Origin of the sequence: Paraburkholderia sp. SUR17, from assembly GCF_029536165.1 — a bacterium.
GTDB lineage: Bacteria > Pseudomonadota > Gammaproteobacteria > Burkholderiales > Burkholderiaceae > Paraburkholderia > Paraburkholderia kururiensis.
In genome coordinates, this window is the sequence record NZ_CP120509.1 from 190,814 (window position 1) to 207,353 (window position 16,540).

14 protein-coding genes and 3 pseudogenes are annotated in these 16,540 nt (G+C 63.9%); 6 read left to right on the plus strand and 11 right to left on the minus strand.

The window, feature by feature from the left end:
* Positions 1–42 precede the first annotated feature (42 nt).
* Positions 43–837, minus strand: a complete 795-nt coding sequence (locus P2869_RS18385; protein ID WP_017773284.1) for an SDR family oxidoreductase — start codon at positions 835–837, stop codon at positions 43–45.
* Between the two features lie 294 nt (positions 838–1,131).
* Positions 1,132–2,688: an alkaline phosphatase family protein gene (locus P2869_RS18390; protein ID WP_277599098.1), complete on the minus strand. Its 1,557-nt coding sequence runs from the start codon at positions 2,686–2,688 to the stop codon at positions 1,132–1,134.
* Between the two features lie 449 nt (positions 2,689–3,137).
* Between P2869_RS18390 and P2869_RS18395 the strand changes: the two genes are divergently transcribed.
* Together P2869_RS18395 and P2869_RS18400 are read left to right on the plus strand one after the other, a co-directional pair.
* Positions 3,138–4,793 carry a CHAD domain-containing protein gene (locus P2869_RS18395; RefSeq protein WP_277599099.1) on the plus strand — a complete coding sequence of 552 codons (1,656 nt, stop codon included), beginning with the start codon at positions 3,138–3,140 and terminating at the stop codon, positions 4,791–4,793.
* 112 nt (positions 4,794–4,905) lie between these two features.
* Entirely contained in the window at positions 4,906–5,772 is an 867-nt protein-coding gene (locus P2869_RS18400; protein WP_277599100.1) for a TOBE domain-containing protein, read from the plus strand.
* A 136-nt stretch (positions 5,773–5,908) separates the two neighbouring features.
* On the opposite strand, the gene P2869_RS18405 is transcribed toward P2869_RS18400, so the two are convergent.
* Positions 5,909–6,610 (minus strand): phosphatase PAP2 family protein, encoded by a 702-nt coding sequence (locus tag P2869_RS18405; RefSeq protein WP_017773288.1) that lies wholly within the window; start codon positions 6,608–6,610, stop codon positions 5,909–5,911.
* Between the two features lie 311 nt (positions 6,611–6,921).
* Between P2869_RS18405 and P2869_RS18410 the strand changes: the two genes are divergently transcribed.
* On the plus strand, positions 6,922–8,100 hold the full coding sequence (locus P2869_RS18410) for a PHB depolymerase family esterase (RefSeq protein WP_277599101.1): 1,179 nt from the start codon (positions 6,922–6,924) through the stop codon (positions 8,098–8,100).
* A gap of 113 nt (positions 8,101–8,213) precedes the next feature.
* Positions 8,214–8,390: a DUF3563 family protein gene (locus P2869_RS18415; protein ID WP_017773290.1), complete on the plus strand. Its 177-nt coding sequence runs from the start codon at positions 8,214–8,216 to the stop codon at positions 8,388–8,390.
* Between the two features lie 60 nt (positions 8,391–8,450).
* Here the strand turns inward: P2869_RS18415 and P2869_RS18420 are convergent, their stop codons facing one another.
* The 3 genes from P2869_RS18420 to P2869_RS18430 form a co-directional block, all read right to left on the minus strand.
* Positions 8,451–9,254 carry a BPSS1780 family membrane protein gene (locus P2869_RS18420; protein ID WP_277599102.1) on the minus strand — a complete coding sequence of 268 codons (804 nt, stop codon included), beginning with the start codon at positions 9,252–9,254 and terminating at the stop codon, positions 8,451–8,453.
* On the minus strand, positions 9,245–10,240 hold the full coding sequence (locus P2869_RS18425) for a homoserine kinase (RefSeq protein WP_277599103.1): 996 nt from the start codon (positions 10,238–10,240) through the stop codon (positions 9,245–9,247). The genes P2869_RS18420 and P2869_RS18425 overlap by 10 nt, the downstream gene beginning before the upstream one ends.
* 156 nt (positions 10,241–10,396) lie before the next feature.
* A complete protein-coding gene (locus P2869_RS18430; protein ID WP_017773293.1) occupies positions 10,397–10,810 on the minus strand; it encodes a hypothetical protein in 414 nt (137 codons plus the stop codon).
* A gap of 219 nt (positions 10,811–11,029) precedes the next feature.
* Between P2869_RS18430 and P2869_RS18435 the strand changes: the two genes are divergently transcribed.
* Positions 11,030–12,556, plus strand: a complete 1,527-nt coding sequence (locus P2869_RS18435) for an AMP nucleosidase (protein WP_033350495.1) — start codon at positions 11,030–11,032, stop codon at positions 12,554–12,556.
* A gap of 97 nt (positions 12,557–12,653) precedes the next feature.
* On the opposite strand, the pseudogene P2869_RS31115 reads toward P2869_RS18435, so the two are convergent.
* Positions 12,654–12,922 (minus strand): annotated as a pseudogene (locus P2869_RS31115) (integrase); the annotation flags it as partial.
* A gap of 2 nt (positions 12,923–12,924) precedes the next feature.
* Here P2869_RS31115 and P2869_RS18440 point away from each other — a divergent pair.
* Positions 12,925–13,431 (plus strand): annotated as a pseudogene (locus P2869_RS18440) (capsid portal protein); the annotation flags it as partial.
* 360 nt (positions 13,432–13,791) lie between these two features.
* On the opposite strand, the gene P2869_RS18445 reads toward P2869_RS18440, so the two are convergent.
* From P2869_RS18445 to P2869_RS18460, 4 genes and pseudogenes are all read right to left on the minus strand, one after another.
* Entirely contained in the window at positions 13,792–14,601 is an 810-nt protein-coding gene (locus tag P2869_RS18445) for a hypothetical protein (RefSeq protein WP_277599104.1), read from the minus strand.
* Positions 14,602–15,075: 474 nt separating this feature from the next.
* Positions 15,076–15,225, minus strand: a pseudogene (locus P2869_RS18450) (integrase); the annotation flags it as partial.
* Positions 15,222–15,665: a hypothetical protein gene (locus P2869_RS18455; protein ID WP_277599105.1), complete on the minus strand. Its 444-nt coding sequence runs from the start codon at positions 15,663–15,665 to the stop codon at positions 15,222–15,224. The gene P2869_RS18455 and the pseudogene P2869_RS18450, both read right to left, overlap by 4 nt.
* A 12-nt stretch (positions 15,666–15,677) precedes the next feature.
* On the minus strand, positions 15,678–16,082 hold the full coding sequence (locus P2869_RS18460) for a hypothetical protein (protein ID WP_277599106.1): 405 nt from the start codon (positions 16,080–16,082) through the stop codon (positions 15,678–15,680).
* Between the last annotated feature and the right edge of the window lie 458 nt (positions 16,083–16,540).

Here is a 16,540-nt window from a genome sequence, read left to right on the forward strand (position 1 = left end):
TGGTGTGAAACTGAATGGCCGCTCAGGTGGTTTCAGGCCACCTCAGGCGATCGTGTCCACCACGCCGCCGTCCACGCGCAGTGCCGCGCCGGTCGTGGCCGACGCCTGCGGCGAGCAGACGTACACCACCATGTTGGCGACCTCCTCGGTGGTGGCCACGCGCTTGAGCAGCGTGCTGCCGCGATGCGCGAGCACGAATTCGTTGGCCACCTGCTCCACGCTCTTGCCCTCCTTCTTCGCGGTATCGGCCACCATCGCGCGCAGGCCGTCCGAGAGCGTCGGACCGGGCAGCACCGAATTCACCGTCACGCCGCTGCCTGCCACGGTCTTCGCGATGCCGCGCGCAATGCTGAGCTGCGCTGTTTTGCTGAAGCCGTAGGCCAGCATGTCGGGCGGAATGTTGAGCCCCGATTCCGACGAAATGAACACCACGCGCCCCCAGCGACGATCCACCATGCCCTTCAGATACTGACGCGTGAGCCGCACGCCGGACATCACGTTGTACTGGAAATAGCGCTCCCAATCGCTGTCTTCGGTGCTGAAGATGTCGCCCGGGCCGAAGACGCCAAGATTGTTCACGAGGATATCGGCGGAGGGCACGGCTTTCGCGAGCGCATCCGCGCCGGCTTGCGTGCCGAGATCGCCGGCGAAGGCACGTAGCTTCGCCTGCGGCACGGCTTTGCGGATGGTTTCGATGGCGCGATCCACGGATTCCTGAGTGCGTCCGTTGATGACGGTTTCGGCGCCCGATTCCGCGAGTCCCGTAGCGATCGCGAGCCCGATGCCCGCGGTGGATGCGCTGACTATGGCGGTCTTGCCGGAAAGATCGATGTTCATCGTGCAGTTCCTCGGTTGGCGCGGCGAGGCATGGCTCGGAGCCCGTTCACGCTGGTGACGCTCCCCGCCGCTGTTGGGGCATCGCGACGATGATAGAGAAAGATGGCGGAGCACGCGCTCAGGGTGGCTTGGCACGGCGGCATGCGAGAGCGGCAGCGCCGCGCGGCGGCGCATGGTCCGGTGGCCGCGTGGCGGTATGGACGGCGTTGGTTTGAGCCTTTTCGTTCGCGGCTTTCGCGAGGAGCCTTTCGCTTCCAGGACCGGTGGGCGCTTGGCCGCCCGCGTGCTTGCCGCTCAACTGCCGCCGACGTACGGGTCCTGTTGCCCCGCGCCGTTGGGGCGTGACGGCGCGATGCCTGGCGGTGTCGTGACTGGTGTGCCGGTTGTCCCCGCCGTGCCAGCCGCGCCGCTCGCGCTATTTGACGTCGTCGCGCCACCCGCCGCGAGCGCCTGCATCACGCCTCGCGCGTAGGCGCCGGCTTGCTCCGCGTTGATGGCGGGGAACTGCGCGGGATTGAACGGCGGTTGCGCCGCCGTCTGCTGGACTGCGGTTTGCAGATGCTGCTCGACGGAAACGTCGGGCTTCGTCAGCGCATCGAGCTTTTCCGCGATCTGGTGAAACAGCTTCTGCAGGCCGGTCGGCTGCGCGGTTTGCGCGGCCTGCAGGTCGTTCGCGGCGGATGCGGGCGTCGTGACCGGCAAAGTCGCAGGTGCGCGGTTGACGTCAAGCGAGTCGTTCAGCGCCGCGCTCAGGTCAGGCGCCGAGGCTTCGCGTGCCGACAGCGGATTCTGCAAGCCGAAGCACGCGCGCACGGTGCGGATGATGGACGTGTGATCGAACGGTTGCGGGCCTGCTGAGCGCAGGATGGTTTGCGGCTTCGTGTACGGCGACACGATCACGGCAGGCACGCGCACGCCGTAGCGGTCGAACCCGAACACCTGACCCGGGCGCGGCGCTTCGGGGCGTACCGCGGCGGGCGGCGGCACGTGGTCGTAGCAGCCGCCGTGTTCGTCGAAGGTGATGACGAGCATCGTCGAGGCCCAGTTCGGCGAGTTGCGCACCGCGTTGTACACCTGCGCCACCAGCGCATCGCCGTAGGCCACGTTGTGCGGCGGATGCATGTCGCACGGCATGTCGAGGCCCGGAAAGTAGCGCGGTTCGAGAAACGAGTACGCGGGCATGTCGTTCGAATTGACGTCTTCCAGGAACTCGTCGAACGGACGAAAGTTCGTGAAGTACGGCCACAGCCGTTGCAACAGCGCGGCTTGCGAGAAGTCGTGAAAGTAGATGCGCCACTTCTGCTGCGCGCCCTGCAACTCGTTGAAGATGCTCTGCATGGGAAACGGGAAGCCGGCAAGGTCGTTGTTCTCGTAGCCGTTCGCCGTGCCCGTGTGGACGAAGAAGCGGTTCGGCCACGTCTGGCACGGCGCGGAAGCGAACCACATGTCGGAGACCGCGTAGCTTCTGGCGAGCGTGGTGAGCGCCGGCAAGTCCTGCGGACTGAAGCAATGCATGATGTCGCGCGCGTTGCCGCCGTGCGCCACGTAATTCGCGGCGAAGCCGTTCATGGGTGGCACGCCGCCGGCTGGAGCGTTGCCGTAGAGCTGCTGCGTGATGTCGACGAACGATTCGCCGGGGTCCGGCGCGGGCAGCGACATCGCGGCGGGGTCGCCTGGTGCTGTCCACGGCGCGATGGACGTGTTGCCCGGCTCCGGGTTGGCGGTGCCGGGCGCGTGGGCGAGGCCGTTGAAGTCGCGTCCGTCGGTGTAGAGGTAGCCCAGCACGTTATCGAACGAACGGTTTTCGAGCATCAGCACGACGATATGCCGGATATCGGACAGCGTTGCCATGTAGGGCTCCCAGGCTGGCGCGCGGCGCAAGGGACGGCGCGAATTGGACAGGGGGACAGGACGAGCCGGACAGAGTCGTCGCGGGCATCGTCTCGGACGGACTGCCTTCTACGCAGACTGCAAAGTTGTTTCGCGAGGCGTCGTGCGCATGACGCAGTTCACGCACACAGGAACGAATGGCGCCCGCGCGCTTTCAAACGAGCGCGGCGTCGAGCATGGCGCCAGTGCGGCATTGTGCCTTGTCTGTTGCGCGCGGTCTGCGGTGCCCGGGGGTGCCTGCGCCCCACCCTACGCACACCTTATGCGGTCGTGCGCTCATAAGGCGCACGTTGCCTCGCGCGTCGTTTTTCTGTCCGGCTGTCGGCTTGTGTAACATGAACGGTGGCGTTCTTGCCGAGGCGGGCGGCCACGCGGGCAGGGCGCGCCGCATTTCTTACCGGTGAATATTCATGGCTCGTTTTATCGAGATCGTGCTGGATATCGCTGTACCGGCGGTCCGTGATTGGGCCGGTCAAAAGAAGGACGGCAGCCGCCGGCGTGGCAAGGCACCGGCATTCGTTCAATTGCTGGGCGAAGCGCTGCCGCAGCTCGAGCGTGCCGACGGCGATTCTGTCGCCCGCATCGAAAGCGTCTGTTTCGATAACGGCAGCGCGCTGGTCCATGCGGGCTGGCGGGTGGCGATCGAAGCGTCAGCAGATACGCAGCGCGCCACCGTTTCGCATTTCGAGCCGTTTTCGCCGGGCGTCATGATCCGCTCGGCGGTATTCGATGTGGCGATCGATGCGCCGGGTGATGCATCGTCTGATGCGACCCGGCGCCCGGCCGGCCTCGCGGCCGTTTCTTTCGACGACGCTCCCGCCGCGTTTCGCGAAGCGCTCGCCATGGCGGGCGAGCTGCAACCCGCCGCAACGCTCGCATTTGCCCGCACGCGCTGGATGTGGCCGCGCCCAGATGGCGTCGTGATCGACGTGACGCTCGATGCCGATATGGGGCCACCGGATCGCGCCGAGCCCTGCCTTCATGAACTGCGTCTCTCGATTGCCTTGCCTGATGAACCCGATGAGCTCGGAAATGGGCCGGGCGGGGCCGTGCCCGCCGCCGCGTGGCAGGCGCCTTTTGCGGCCGCACGCGACGCGCTCGCGGCGCTGCCCGCTTTCGTGCAACTGACGGATTACGCGGACCGCACATGCCGCAATCGCGTCGGCGCGGCGCTCACGGCGGTGCGTGCGGGTAGGGTCGATCTGTCGGGAGCACGTACCCAGCGCGAGGCGCTCGCCATCATCGGGCGCAATGTCGCCGAGCATTGGTTCGGCAACGAAACCGGCGTGCGCGACGCCGCGGATACCGAGTTCGTCCATCAGATGCGAGTCGCGCAACGGCGCTTGCGCACGGCCATGCGCCTCTTCAAGGGTTGGGCTGACGAAGCGTGGGCCGACCGCATCGAACCCGACCTGAAGTGGCTTGGCAAGCTGCTGGGCAACGCGCGCGACCGCGACGTGTTCGTCGATTCGACGCTGCCGGCGCTGGCGAACTCGGACACCGACGCTGCGCGCTGGGCAGCCACGCGCGAGGCCGCCGACGTCCAGCGCCTCGCCGCGCGCGCGAAGGTGCAGGAAGCCATGGCGTCGCGGCGTTACGCGAACCTCGCGCTCGCGTGGCTCGAATGGCAGACAGCGCTGCTCTCGCGCGAGGCGCCGCCCAATGCCGCGCGGCAGTCGCTCGCGAAGCATGCGAAGAAGCGCATCCGCAAGCCGTATCGCCGGCTCGTCGAGACGCCGAAACTCACTACCATCGACGAGAAGGCGCGCCATAGCGTGCGCATCGAGGCCAAGCGTCTGCGGTACGCGCTGGAGTTCTTCGAGTCCATCGTGTCGCGCAAGACGCGCGTGGAGGTGGCGAAGACGCTCTCGCGCATCCAGAGCGTGCTGGGGGACGGCAACGACGCCGCGGTGGCGCTCGGCTATCTGGATGAACTTAACGTCGACGCGTATCAGCAGGGCTTTGCGCGCGGCTGGTGCGAGGCGGTCAAGCGTTACACGGCGCGGGAAGGCGAGCGGCTGCTGCGCGACCTCGATGCGCCCAAGATCGTAGGCGGCGACGGGTGAGCGCCGTTGCGCGGTCGCGGCTGGTCGTGTGGTGCGTGGCTATAATCGGCCGGCGTCCACGTCATGGGCGTTGTTCCTCCCGCCGCGTTTTCCCCCTCTTTGCCTTGCGCCGATGACTTCGCGTACCGCCCGTCCTGCCCGCTCGTCCCGTTCCTCGCGCTCCGCCCGTGCGTTGCGCGAGCCGCTCGAACTCGGCGGCTCCGTATGGTTTCAGGCCGGCGAGCACACGCTCGGCGGCGCGTCGCGCATCGCGCTGCTCGCGGCGATTGGCGAGACGGGCTCCATCACGGGCGCGGCCAAAGCGGTGGGCATGAGCTACAAGGCCGCGTGGGATGCCATCGACGCCATGAACAACCTGGCGGGCGAGGCGCTCGTCGAACGGGCAACGGGCGGCAAGGGCGGTGGCGGCACGACACTCACGCCGCGCGCAATCAAGCTGATCGCCACGTTTCGCGCGGTGGAGCGGGAGCACCGGCGGTTTCTCGAACGCGCGGGCGAGGCAATCGAAAATTTTGCAGACGACTGGCAACTCATTGGGAGAATCGGCATGAAGACGAGCGCACGCAATCAGCTGTACGGCAAGGTCTCGGCGGTAACACGCGGAGCCGTGAACGACGAAGTGGCACTCGAGCTGCCCGGCGGGCAGACCATCGTGGCCGTGTTGACGCACGAGAGCAGCGAAACGCTGGGCCTGGCTCCTGGGGCGCAGGCGTTTGCGCTCATCAAGGCCTCGTGGGTGATGCTGCTCGTGGACGACGGCAAGCCCGTCAAGCTCTCGGCGCGCAACCAGCTGCGCGGCACGGTGAGCGGCGTCAAGCGCGGTGCGGTGAACTCGGAGGTCGCGCTTCAGCTCGACGGCGGCCCGGTGGTGACGGCAATCGTTACGAACGAGAGCGTGGATGCGCTCGGCCTTAACGACGGGGTGAAGGCGATTGCGGCGTTCAAGGCGTCGAGCGTGATTCTCGGCGTGAGCGATTGAGACGCAGCGGTCGCGGCGCAGGCGTCTGGGAAAGGCGGCCGGGCTGGGGACTGCTCGATCAGGCGCTGCTGAGCTCCGTCCGCCGCTTGGGTGTTGGAAATGCGACCTGCGGCGCGCGACGTGGCGCGGTCGCAGGTTAGACCGCTTCGGAGGGCCGCGGCGAAAGCGTGTTGCTGGTCTGCGAGACCGGGGCGGCAGGAGGGCGGTCGTAGCGTCCGGCTTTCCATTTGGCGCGGACGAACGGACGCTCGTGGCCGGACACCTTGAGCGCAATGTGTGTGACCCAGCGCTGGGTCGGCACGCGCACGTCATGCAGCGTGAAAGCGAGGATGGCAAGGCTGATCGTCACCGCGGACGCCGACAGCCGACCAGGCTGCGCATGCCACGCCCATCGGATGAACGCGAGCGCCGTCAGAGCCCCGACGAAGCAGCCCGTCACGGCTTCGGATGGCGAATGCGCCTCCAGCGCGACCCGCGAAAGCCCCACCGCCGCGCCGGCCGCGATGCCGGCCACAATGCCGAGTATTCGTACCGGGGGCCGCGCCCGCAATAGCACGAGGAAAAAGGCGACTGGATAGACGGCCGTAGAAAGCATGGCGTGCCCGCTTACGCCGGTGAAGTCGAGCTCACGAATGCCGACGCCCCAGCCCAGAAAGGCGATCTTTGTCACCGTGACGATGCCGACGGCAATCCCGAGCAGCACGAGCCAACCCGCCGCAAGGCGCCACGAGTACCCGAACGCCAGCCACAGCGCAATGGCGAGCGCCAGCGGCAGCGTCAGGCCGGCGCCGCCGAAGCTGGTGATCAGGTACCACAGGTGGGAAGGCAACTCTGGCATGACGTCGGGCGACCGGGCGCGTTCAGGGCAGGTTCATCACTGGAATAACGCGTAAGCCGCTTCATCCGACGACAACACGTTAAATGCATAAGCTCCAGTATAGCCGCCGCCCGCGGGAGGGGGCCGGCGGCCGTGCGGCAAGTCGGACGCGGTGAGTCGCGCGACGAGAGGAGCGAAGCGCAATCCGGCAGGCATATTCGACGTCAGCGGCAGACCCGGAATGGTGTTATTGTGCAACGCACAACATGCCACCTTCCGTCGCGAACGACGCAGCCGGAAGCGGCAGATCGGTCCCTTTTACGAGGTCCCCGATGACCAAAAGCTTTACGAAGATCTGGCTGGGCGGGTTGAAGCGCCTGCTGGCCATCCAGAGCGAACACATTCGCAAGACGACGAAACGCGCGGGGTTGCGGCCGGTGCGTGCTGCAACTCCGACAAGAGCCACGACGAAACCGGCCGCCAAGCCCACCGTGAAGGCGCGCAAGCCCGCCACGCGCGGCACGCCGCCGGCAAGGGAGTCGCGCGTGCGTCCCCGCGCAGCCGCGTGGGCGACCGGGCACTGGACCCGTTCTTTCCATTCGGCGCCTGTCCCGGCCGGCCGGCTGGTGAATCACCTGTCCTACGGTCTCTACCTTCCGGCCGAGCGCCCGACGACCCAGATGCCGGTGGTCGTGATGCTCCATGGCTGCAAGCAGTCCATCGACGAATTCGCCGAGGGTTCGCGCATGAACCTTCTCGCCGACCGGTACGGGTTCGCCGTGCTGTACCCCGAGCAATCGAAGCACGCGCATGCCCATCGGTGCTGGCACTGGTACGACACGAGCGAACATACGGGTCTTGCGGAGGCGCGCGCCGTGGATTCGCTCGTGGAGTCGCTGGTGGAGCAGCACGGGTTCGACCGTGAGCGTGTCTACGTGGCGGGTTTGTCGGCGGGCGCCGGGCTGGCTACGCTGCTCGCGGCGCACTACCCGCAACGGTTCGCGGCCGTGGCGCTGCATTCGGGGCCCATGTTCGGCGAAGCGCATTCCGGCATTACGGCGATGGACGTCATGCGGCGCGGCTCCCGTCACGACCCTGTGGCGCTGGTGGACAAAGCCGTCGACGTATCCGCGTACCCCGGCATGCCGGCCATCATTCTGCAGGGCGACGACGATCCTGTCGTCGCGCCTGTGAACGCGGAACAACTGGCCGTCCAGTTCTTGCGCCTGAACGGCCTGGTGGACGCGCGTGGCTCAGGTCGCGACGGCCAGTTGCGCGAGGAGCGCCGGGCTGACGTGGTGGTGCGCGACTACCTGCAAGCGGGGCGACGGGTGGTGAGCGTCTACCGGATCGGCAGCCTCGGACACGCCTGGAGCGGCGGCGACGACACCGTGCCGTTTCACTCTTCAAAAGGGCCCGATGCCAGCGCCCTGATCTGGGACTTTTTCCGCCTGCAACGCCGGGCGGCACCGGCAGAAACGGCGGACCGCAGGGCGGCGGCAAGGCTCTGATCAACGCATGTTGCGCAGCAGCATCAGAATAATGATTCGGTGGCGGCTCTCAGGGTTTTCCCGTACAATCGGGTTTGTACTTAGGTGTTAACCCTTACACCGTCGAGGTTACCATGTATCTTCTGAGCCGCCTTTTCCTCTTCCTTACGAAGTCCGCCGATGAACGCGCCAAGGAACGCAACGACGCGTATCTGGCGGAAGCCACCGACCTGTACGACCTTGAGTTCCGTATGCGCAAGCTGGATCGCGAGTCGCGCACCCGTCAGCCGGCGTGGATGAACCAGCACTAAGAAGCGGGTGGGCGCGGTGGCGGCCTGCATCGGGCCGCCGGATGTCTACTTGCCTGCGGGCTACTTCCCCGCCGCAGGCAGATCCGGTGTCTTTGGCTCCTGTACGCCGAAGCACCCGCGATACGTCGCATAAAACGAGCAATAGAGCATCGTCGTCACGACGATGAGCGCCGGCATAACGAAAGCGAGTCCGTATTCGCCTGTGCCGAGCGCTTGTGTCAGCGCCGAAAGCGCCAGCGATACCGTGATCGATACGGCGAACCACAGCGCTGCGTACACCACGAAGGCGCCGCGATTGCGCCAGCAACTCACCACGCTGAAAAACATCGCCTTGATGGGCGGCACGTCGTGCCAGGCAATCAATATCGGCGAGAACCAGAACAGCATGGCCACGGGGATGTAGAGCGCGAATGCCGCCATCATGGCGAGCAGCACGTCGTTGTTCGCGATGCTGTCCGGCTCCGTCGAACCGCCTACCGTCATGAGCTTGAGCAGCGCGCCGCCGTCGGCGAGCGCCGACCCGGCGAGCACCAGCGCCATCGCCACCGCATAGAGCACCCCGAGCAGGATCAGCCGCCGCGCTACGACGGCGCCATACGAGCGGAACCCGTCAATCAAGATGGTCGGGAAGACCGGCTTGCCCGCGATCGTGTCGCGGCACGCTGCCATGAATCCCACCGCCACGCCCGGAATGAAGATGAGCGGCAGCACATTGCCCACCAGGGGAATGGCCGAAATCAGCGTCATCGCGAGCAGATAGGCAAAGAACAGCGTCAGGAACGCGAGCGGATTTCTGCGGAACAGCCAGATTCCCTGCCGGAACCAGACGTAGCCGGCCTTCGCGGGAACTTCAATCAGTTGCATGAGGTATGAATGCCAGGAAGTGCGGAGCCGACGAGGCGTTCGCGCAGAATGCGCTCGAACTGTGCCGGGTCGTGTGGCTTGAGAAGCTCTGCCGCGCGCGGCAGATGGAAATCGTACAGGCGCGACACCCAGAACCGGTATGCACCCGCACGCAGCATGTCGTCCCAGTGATGGTTTTCTTCGGTCGTGAACGGACGCACGGTCTGGTACGCGCGCAGCATCGCTTCCACGCGCGCCAGGTCCAGCTTGCCCGTGGCGATGTCGACGCACCAGTCGTTCACCGTGACCGCCACGTCGAACAACCACTTGTCGCAGCCGGCGAAATAGAAATCGAAGAACCCGCCCAGCCGCACTTCGTGACCGGTCGACGGGTCGGCGTGCGCGAACAGCACGTTGTCGCGGAACAGGTCGCAATGGCACGGGCCGCCCGGCATCGCCGCATAGTCGGCCGAGGCGAAGAACGCTTCCTGGTGCGCGAGTTCCGTAGTAAGCAGTTCGCGCTGTGCGTCGGTGACGAACGGCAGCACGGCGGGCACCGTCTCGCGCCACCAGGGCAGGCTGCGCAGATTCGGCTGCTCACGCGAAAAATCGCGGCCGGCCAGATGCATGCGCGCGAGCATCTGACCCACCTCGATGCAGTGCTCTTCACGAGGCGCCAGTTCGGCCGAGCCTTCGAGTTTCGTCACGATGGCGGCCGGCTTGCCGTTGAGCATGCCGAAGAGCGAGCCGTCGGCGCGCGGCATCGGATCGGGCACGGGCACGCGATGTCTCGCGAGGTGCCGCATCAGATCCAGATAGAACGGCAGCTGCACTGCCGTGAGCTTTTCGAAGATCGTGAGAACGTATTCGCCGCGCGTGGTCGTGAGGAAGAAATTGCTGTTCTCGATTCCAGATTGAATGCCGCGGAAATCGACGACCTCGCCAAGGTCGTAGTCGCGCATCCATTGCGCGAGCTGGGGTTCAGTGACAGCGGTGAAAACGGCCATGCGCGAAACGTCGGGTCGGGTTGGTCGGACCGTCCGTGCCTGACGGGCGCGGCGGTGAGATCGGACAAACGGGCAATGAGTGATTGCGAGCACCGCGCGTCAGGCGGCGCGTCTGCGGCAGCGAAGGGCGCGTGCCCTGCGCTGCCGCGGTGTGGATCAGTAATGCAGGCTTACCGACGGCAGACGCTTGCTTGCCTGGCCGTTGTCGCGCACGGTGGGCGACGTATCGAGCGGCGCGCTCATCTGATAGTGCGTGCCGAAGTTCGAACGCACGTCGATTTCCACCGGCTTGCCTTTGTCGCGATATTCGGTGATTTCCGTGCCGTTCCCCGCCTTTTCGTGGAAGCTCGGCTTGCGCGGCACGTTGATGTCCACCTTCGACGTCACGTTTGCCGGCGGCCGGTTGATGGCTGCGAGATCGGGCAGCCCCGCGCGTTCGTTGGCCGACTGCGGAGCGGCCTGGGCGGATTGAGCGTCGACGTTGGCCTGCGCTTCGTCGGCGGGCGCGGCCATCGCAACGCTGCACATAGCAAGCATCGCCGCAACGGCAGCAGGGAGGAGCGGCTTCATGGTGTTTCTCCGTTCGAGTTTGGCGATTCTAACAAATCCGGCTCGCGCCACGGGCGCTACAGCCTTATTTTGCGCCGCTTTGGCGGTGTCCGCCGCGAGGCTGCCCTGGCATGCAGGGCCTGTTCGGCATGCCGCTCGATGGTGCTGCCGCGCACGCGCGCTGCGCTCTTCGCGCCGGGTTCCGTGGTAATGTCGTTTGAACTATTCGAGGCGATCAAGATGAACAAGGAATTCAATCTGCCGACGCTGATGACACCGGCAAACGACTATCCCACCGAGGCCTTCGAAGACGCCACCGAAGCAGTGGCCCGGCTCTCGGCCATCTACGAAGCCAACACGGCGTTCCTGCGCGATGCGTTCGCCCGCTATCGCCGTAACGAGCCTTTCGAGCGTCGTGTGCGCGCCTGTTATCCGTTCGTGCGCATCCGTACCGAAGTCAATACGCAGATCGATTCGCGCCGCTCGTATGGCTTCGTCGCGGGCCCGGGCGTGTTCGAAACCACGGTGACGCGTCCCGACCTGTTCGGCAATTACTATCGCGAGCAATTGCGTCTGCTTTCGAAGAACCATCACGTGGCGATCGAAGTGGGTGTATCGGAGCATCCCATTCCGATCCACTTCGCCTTTGCCGAAGGCATTCATCTGGAAGGTGACCTGGATCGCGACCGTCTGCTCGCCATGCGCAACGTGTTCGACACGCCTGACCTCGCGCTGCTCGACGACCGCATCGTCAACGGCACGTACGAGCCTGCGCACGGCGAGCCGCAGCCGCTCGCGCTTTTCACGGCGCCGCGCGTGGATTTTTCGCTGCATCGGCTCAAGCACTACACGGCCACGTCGCCCACGCACTTCCAGAACTACGTGCTCTACACGAACTACCAGTTCTATATCGACGAGTTCGTGAAGCTGGGCCGCACGATGATGGCGCACACCGACGACCCCGAATTGCGCGAATACCGCTGCGAATACACGTCGTTCGTCGAGCCCGGCGATGTGGTGACGTACAACGCGAACCTCGACGAACAGGCCGACGAAGGCGCGCCGCCGCCGCGGCAGCCGCAGATGCCGGCCTATCACTTGAAGCGCGCGGATGGCAGCGGCATCACGATGGTCAACATCGGTGTGGGGCCGTCGAACGCGAAGACCATTACCGATCACATCGCCGTGCTGCGCCCGCATGCGTGGATCATGCTCGGGCACTGCGCGGGTCTTCGCAACACGCAGCGCCTGGGCGACTACGTGCTGGCGCACGGCTATGTGCGTGAAGACCACGTGCTCGACGACGACCTGCCGCTCTGGGTGCCGATTCCCGCGCTGGCCGAAGTGCAGGTGGCGCTCGAGCGTGCGGTGGCGCAGGTGACGCAACTCGACGGCGTGGAACTCAAACGCGTGATGCGCACGGGCACTGTGGCGAGCGTGGATAACCGCAACTGGGAACTGCGCGATCATCGCGAGCCGGTGCAGCGGCTTTCGCAGAGCCGCGCGATTGCGCTCGACATGGAAAGTGCGACGATTGCGGCCAATGGTTTCCGCTTCCGCGTGCCGTACGGCACGCTGCTGTGCGTCTCGGACAAGCCGCTGCACGGCGAGCTGAAATTGCCTGGCATGGCGGACCAGTTCTATCGCGCGCAGGTCGACCAGCATCTGCAGATCGGCGTGAAGGCGATGGAACTGCTGCGCACGAACGGGCTGCATCGGTTGCACAGTCGTAAGCTGCGCAGCTTCGCGGAAGTGGCGTTTCAGTAGAAGGCCCTTGCTGTATAAGGCTCCCCGGCCGGTTCGGGGAGCCTTCGCGTCTAACATGAGCGTCGGTGTCTAACTTGCACGCGTCAATGGCACTGGTTGGACGCGTTCTACTTCGCGCGATTTCGTGTAGTGCGCCGTCATGCTTTCGGTCGTGTGACCGGCCAGTGATTGCGCTGCCGCGGCTCCTCGCTGCCGCTTCAAATCGGTCAACGCCTTTGCCCGCAGATCGTGGAAGTGCATGCCGATGAGGTATAGCGGTTCCGGGGCGATCGCTTTTTCTTTGCAGTCTTCCTCGTAGGCCAATCGTGCGCGCTGGCAAGCGCGCTTCCACGCCAAGTACGCGCCGATATAGGTGAAGCGGCCGCCGTTATCTCAGCTCGTTGCATGCAGCGTGGCTGAACGAATCGTCGACGCTGTTCCGGCGCAGGTATTACGAGAACGGCTCGCATGCCGGCTTCATCCTGTACATGACGGATGCGGCGCAGAACCAGCAGGACGTCGACGACATGTGCGAGGCGTTGCGAAAGAGCAAGGGGCCGGGCAATTTCCGCAACCTGTTCGTGTACGCGCCCAATGGGAAGAAGGACGGCATCCAGCTCATTCCGGTGTCCGAGGTCGCGGCGAAGGACGAGTTCTTCAACATCAAGAACGTGACGCGCGATGACCTGCTGGCGGCGCACCGCGTGCCGCCGCAGCTGCTTGGGATCGTGCCGGCGAACAACGGTGGGTTCGGGGCGGCCGATACGGCGGCGAACGTGTTTGCGCGCAATGAGATTGAACCGCTGCAGGCGCGGTTCATGGAGCTGAATGCGTGGCTGGGGGATGAGGTGGTGCGCTTCACGCCGTACGAGGTTCGCGCCGCGGGTACGCAGTAGCTAGCCGTTGAGTTGCCCGTGACCCACGGGCGCTGCAGCGAAACGGAATACATGAGGCCAGGGTGTCCAATAAACCAACGAGCTAGCCAACAATTCCGTTGCCACACTCGCGGACGCAGGACACCACTTCGCGGGACTGGCCGGATTCGTTTCCGTCATTCGTGCGATTGCCAAGAAGGGAATCGTCTCCGTTCGGCCATTAAGAGGCGTTCCAAGCTCCAACCCGAGCATCCGTGTTCATCTAGTTGAGGGGCTTTCGATGTCGAGTCACTAGCTAAAGTGATGGAAAATTCGGTGCGGAATTGTCGTAGACCGGCCCGTTCGCCCTAGTTTGTCGCGCGATGTGGGTCGCTTCGATCTTTATGGTACATGCGGTGCCTGGATGCATTGCTTTGGAGTCCGCGGTATGCGCCCGGCAGGGTTTTGCGACGAAGGCCTTTCACGCTGCTGCGGACTGCAGCACGGTCCAGGAAGTGTAAGAGTATTTTCAATGTGTATTTCAGGGGTGCGAGACGTCGGTTCCGTCGGTTGTGACACCGAAGTTGGCTCGGGTGTGGGACTCACGCGGCTTGTCAGAGATGCTGACACAGCCACCGTCTGAGTCGGAAGCTCTCGCGTTGAAGAAATGAGCACAACGACACCGATAAAAACCGTGCACACAGCAGCTACGATAAGCCCGTTTTGACTATATTGCAGACACGCAGACTTGGCGAGATTGGCAGAATGAACCGTGTCGTTGGCGTCTTGCCATTGCTCAAGCCATTCACGATATTCTTGCGTTTGCTTCGCTTGGAAATCTTCGACGCTCTCTGTCTTTTCTATGCGCGAAATCAGCGCCGGGCCGAAATCTTCGACACACGGCGGCAAATTACTACCTCTCGGCTTTATCGCGAGCAATGCCGCTGAGATCGTAAAGAGCAGTTCGAGCATCACGGCGATCACACCGACAATCAGGAGCGGTTCTGCACGGCCATCAAATCGTGGGATAAACGCAAAAACGGCTGCGAGGAACGCACCGGCCAATGTTATCGTCGCCTGAGCTTTCCGGTCGATACTCTCCCAGGTGTCGCAGTAGCTCTTGTACTCCGCTTCTGCTCGCCCGAGAGCATAATTGAGGGCCGATTGCTGCTTTTCGAGCAGGGCCAGTTTGCCGTCTGAGGGGGGAGTCATTGTTATTCCTTGTTGTATATTCCACTAACTACAGCGAATTTTAAGCGCTTTTTGACTCAGCGATCGCATTGAGGAAGTTTGTATCTTACTCGTGGATCAGATACAACCTTGTCATGGTTTCAACTCGGAACTGGTCTTCTGGGATGGACCAGGTGTGTTCATCACGCGGCATCGGCTGCCTTCGGAGAAATGTCAACCGGCTCCGTCTCCGTGCCGACAGGACCCATCGTTCATCAGCGGGAAGTGAGCGTCCAATTCCGCACGCTTACCGATCGCCCGCGCGTGCTCGTCGAAAGTCTGCTTCGGGTCGGGCACGGAAGTGCGGTCCAGCGGTCGATCGGAAAGTGAACCTCCGACCTTGTTCCGGGTTCCGCCACTTTCCGCCATTGAATACTGTCGTCGCGCTGTAATTTGAGTGTGAATTTACTCTTGAGCGAACCTTCGTGGAACCGACAAGTGAATCAGCACCACGCGAAAATCCCCCGCCGCACGCGCATAGGCGCGCCGCGTGTGCGGATTGCGGATCGCCGACGCGAAGAATTCCAAGAAACGGATTCCGGCGCTGTCACCAGCCGAAGTAACAAGCGCTGGAAGGGATCGCGTTACAACGGTGAGCGGACTCATCTTCCCGGGCCTTCCAAAGGAAAATTCATCTCCGTCAGAACCGTGCGACCCGGTGGGAGCCATTTCCGTCGGTTCAGATCATGCCGCATTGCCGCGATGAAAGCCCTATAAAGGGCATCGTACTCGGACGATCGGGATGTCCGTATCGCCTCTGACAACTTGTTGCCAGCGAGCACCACTTCATCCGAACCAACCAGCCAAGTTTTTCTGACCGCTCGCAAATATTCGCGGCGCTGCTCCGGTGTACTCCCAGTGCCAATAAACAAGGTATCGATTAGCTTGACCACTTCGAGGTACACATCCCGACGTTGTTCGTAAGCCGTCCATGCGCGCTGCGCAAGCAGTTGTCCGGTCCATACGACGGCGCCCAAAACGACGGGGACCGCAATTTTCGCAACCTCGATAGTCCAGTTCACAGTGACAACAGCCGGATCAGCCACAGCTTGCTCCGATTATGTTTTGTTTTGAGACTTGCTTTGTTCGTCTTGTACCGCCTGCGCTCGCAGCAGCAACTGGTCTACTTCTTCAACAGTTCGGGCTTCCACCTCGATGTCGCCGACCTTCAGGCGCACCTTGCGCCCTGAACGTCCGCTAATCCAGGCGCCAACGGCAGTTCCGATGACACCGATAGCGGCCGGCCCCAGTTCCTTGATGGCGTATTCGGCCAGCGCGTATCCGGTTGCGTCAACCGCATCGAACGTCATCGCGCGTTGCGAAAAGCTCACGCCTGCCGATCGCAACGTGCCGCTGAATGTCCGCAGTTCGGCTTGGAACGCCGGATCTTGAACGGCTGGATCATCTGGCGCCCGCATCAGCCGAAGCCCGACGTTGGGCAGGCCGCTTCCGCGCGATTCCATGGTCACCTCCTATATGTGATAAAGGACATTATCAGATACAAGAGTCCCTTTTGGGGCGAGCCATATTTTTCGCGTTCCTCGGCTGACGAAGGCCGTTATGGGAATATTTCGATCGGGAACTCGATGCTGAGCCCTGCCTCACCGATCCGCGGACGAAGCGGCACCAGGCTCAGACGGACGCGGTGCTGGAGAGCCTGGCGCGGGCACGGAGGGAGAGCAAACGTAGGCGTCTGCGACGCGCAAGCTCGCGGACAATCAAACGGCGATTTGTATTCAGGTGCATTGGCCGCGGCTGGGCAACCGGGCGCGGCCTTTTTTTGTCTGGCGGATATGGTATGCGAGCGCTACAACGCCTTGGTTACAAGGAGGGTGCTAGGGGGGGCGATACAAAGAGGCGGCGCCACGAGGTTGTCATGCTGCACTATGACCTTCGATAGAACAGGGGACCGGCCCGCGCA

Bases quoted from the DNA above. Each gene is read 5' to 3' on its own strand.
- P2869_RS18395 (WP_277599099.1), top strand. From the start codon at position 3,138: ATGGCTCGTTTTATCGAGATCGTGCTGGATATCGCTGTACCGGCGGTC.
- P2869_RS18410 (WP_277599101.1), top strand. From the start codon at position 6,922: ATGACCAAAAGCTTTACGAAGATCTGGCTGGGCGGGTTGAAGCGCCTG.
- P2869_RS18415 (WP_017773290.1), top strand. From the start codon at position 8,214: ATGTATCTTCTGAGCCGCCTTTTCCTCTTCCTTACGAAGTCCGCCGAT.
- P2869_RS18420 (WP_277599102.1), bottom strand. From the start codon at position 9,254: ATGCAACTGATTGAAGTTCCCGCGAAGGCCGGCTACGTCTGGTTCCGG.
- P2869_RS18435 (WP_033350495.1), top strand. From the start codon at position 11,030: ATGAACAAGGAATTCAATCTGCCGACGCTGATGACACCGGCAAACGAC.
- P2869_RS18425 (WP_277599103.1), bottom strand. From the start codon at position 10,240: ATGGCCGTTTTCACCGCTGTCACTGAACCCCAGCTCGCGCAATGGATG.
- P2869_RS18445 (WP_277599104.1), bottom strand. From the start codon at position 14,601: ATGACTCCCCCCTCAGACGGCAAACTGGCCCTGCTCGAAAAGCAGCAA.
- P2869_RS18390 (WP_277599098.1), bottom strand. From the start codon at position 2,688: ATGGCAACGCTGTCCGATATCCGGCATATCGTCGTGCTGATGCTCGAA.
- P2869_RS18460 (WP_277599106.1), bottom strand. From the start codon at position 16,082: ATGGAATCGCGCGGAAGCGGCCTGCCCAACGTCGGGCTTCGGCTGATG.
- P2869_RS18400 (WP_277599100.1), top strand. From the start codon at position 4,906: ATGACTTCGCGTACCGCCCGTCCTGCCCGCTCGTCCCGTTCCTCGCGC.
- P2869_RS18430 (WP_017773293.1), bottom strand. From the start codon at position 10,810: ATGAAGCCGCTCCTCCCTGCTGCCGTTGCGGCGATGCTTGCTATGTGC.
- P2869_RS18385 (WP_017773284.1), bottom strand. From the start codon at position 837: ATGAACATCGATCTTTCCGGCAAGACCGCCATAGTCAGCGCATCCACC.
- P2869_RS18405 (WP_017773288.1), bottom strand. From the start codon at position 6,610: ATGCCAGAGTTGCCTTCCCACCTGTGGTACCTGATCACCAGCTTCGGC.